Origin of the sequence: Anaerobiospirillum sp. NML120448, from assembly GCF_023050945.1 — a bacterium.
Taxonomy (GTDB): domain Bacteria; phylum Pseudomonadota; class Gammaproteobacteria; order Enterobacterales; family Succinivibrionaceae; genus Anaerobiospirillum.
In genome coordinates this window covers 1-2205 of sequence record NZ_JALKIM010000149.1, presented here as the reverse complement: position 1 = coordinate 2205, position 2205 = coordinate 1, and the positions used below count along the sequence as shown (strand labels likewise).

General features: G+C 37.2%; 1 protein-coding gene. It reads right to left on the bottom strand.

Annotated elements, in window-relative coordinates; genetic code table 11:
* Positions 1-332: 332 nt before the first annotated feature.
* Entirely contained in the window at positions 333-1964 is a 1632-nt protein-coding gene (locus tag MXE38_RS12140) for an IS110 family transposase (RefSeq protein ID WP_246915450.1), read from the bottom strand.
* Positions 1965-2205 lie beyond the last annotated feature (241 nt).

Genomic DNA, 2205 nt, shown 5'->3' with positions numbered 1-2205 from the left:
TTTATTATGAAAGTGCCCAGGCTCGCAATTAACAAACACGATAAATAAGGGATCCTGCCATTTTGGTTAAATGATAACGTTAGATGGTAGATCTTTAACTTAGATCTGAAAAGATACTAACAGTATCGATATGATTGAATATATGCACCTCAAATCACTCCCTTAAATAGAACATACAAAAACTATATTAAAGCAAGCTGCACAATTTAAAAGACAAATACGATAAATAAGCCGTTTCTTTTAAAGAAACTACAAAATTATTGGGTGTAAAAAATCTAAGGAAGCAAATCCCCATAAAATCCATAGACACTAATGAAAGTGTAAAGCTATTCTTAAGTTTGACCGAGCGGCTCGGCGCTAAATAATTGGTCAAGACCTAAAGCAAAAGAGAATAACGACCCTTGTTTTGGCGTTATTGGCTCATCAACACTCTGTTTTAAGGCAGAGATTGGTTTTGCTACAACCTTAGAAAGCTTTTGTTCATTTGGTAATGAAGTATTGCCAGCAGTTGTAACTTGCTTTGAGGATACTTCCAAAGAGTCCCCATCACTAGCATTGGATGAGTTATCAATAATGATATCTGATTGACTCTTTGTGTCAGCACTCTCAGAGACAGCTAATGACTGCATATCTTGGGAGTCATCAAGATTTAGAACCATATTAGGTTCTTCAAATAACTTTAACTCAGCAGACACATCATCAGTTGCAACACAATCCAGTGTAGGATCTTTGTATAACTCACGTTTGGTCATTAAAGCGTAAGCTATTCTCAGCATTTTATGAGCAATGGCAACTACGGCTTTATGGTAGCTGTGCAATCTGCTATAAAAACGATCAAATCCAGATTTTAAATGACCTGACTTCATTCTATAAACAGATTGTGCCGCTTCAATTAGTACTTTGCGGATGTACTTATTGCCCTTAGTAATTCCTGCCTTTTTACGCTTGCCAGCAGACTCGTTATTTCCAGGTGCAAGACCAACCCAAGAACAAAATGCTTTGCTGTTGGTAAAAGCACTCCAGTCATCGCCAAGTTCACTAATAATGGTGCAAGCAGTTTTCTGGCTGATTCCAGGAATTGAGGTAAGCAATTCAATTGAATCATAGTAAGGCTTAAGTCTTTTATAAAGTAAGTCCTCGTAACGCTCAATTTCAGATTCAATTTGATCTAGCTTTGTGCTAATATCAAAGTACAGAGGTGATATTGCAGTGATATCTAAATGGGATATTGCTTGAGAGATCTCGTCAGGCTGGGCTTTAAGCCTTTTGCAGTTATCTGCAATTACACATTTGAGACTTTCGGCATCATCACCTCTCATAACTGCATCAAGAATAGTCCTCGCCGCAACGCCTCTTATATCAGAAAATACAGTCGAAGCTTTAATTCCACCCATATTCAATAGCTTATGAAGTCTGTTCTTGTTCGTAACAGCATCCTTCTTTAAAGCATTTATATGACGAGAATAGATTCTAGTATCTCGTATATATTTACAAGGTATAAAAGAACCAACAAAGGCACCTAAACGACCCATCTGAGCCAAATGCTTAGCATCACTAGCATCTGACTTTTTGCCTAAAGCTGTTTTTGCGTTATAAGCATTTAGAACAAATGTTTTATCTGCAAATCCACGCTCTTCAAGCAGTAAGTATAAAGGTACCCAATAAACGCCTGTAGACTCCATTATGATCACTTCAGGATCTTTAGTTGCAATCCAGTCAATAGCTCGGTTTAACTCTTCAATGGTTCCTTTTGTAGTTAAAGCGTCTTGAATAAGATCTTGCGATTCAGGTACTGCTCGCTGATAGGCAAGAGCCATTTTGTTAAGGTGAACATCAATACCAACAGCAGAATTATAGCTTGCCTCAAATACAGTAATGATAGGAGCTTTATCCTTAGATAAGGTGCTACTTATGCTATCTTTAGCTGCTTCTGGTATGGATGGCTTAAGAGTAGAGTCACTCATATTAATCTCCATGTTTTAAGAAGCATGCCTAATAAGGTTCTAGAGAAGGAAACGGAGAAATGACTTATTGCAGTAATTTAATGTCCGTTGACCCCCACATAACAAACAATGTTGTTACAAGGGATACTACAAAGTTCAATTTATTATACGGGTTCCCCAAAAGTATAAAGTATACTTAAGGCCCAATCGATGGATCCGATTGCCCACTCTTCAATTTTTTGACGTGTTTAATACACAAAAA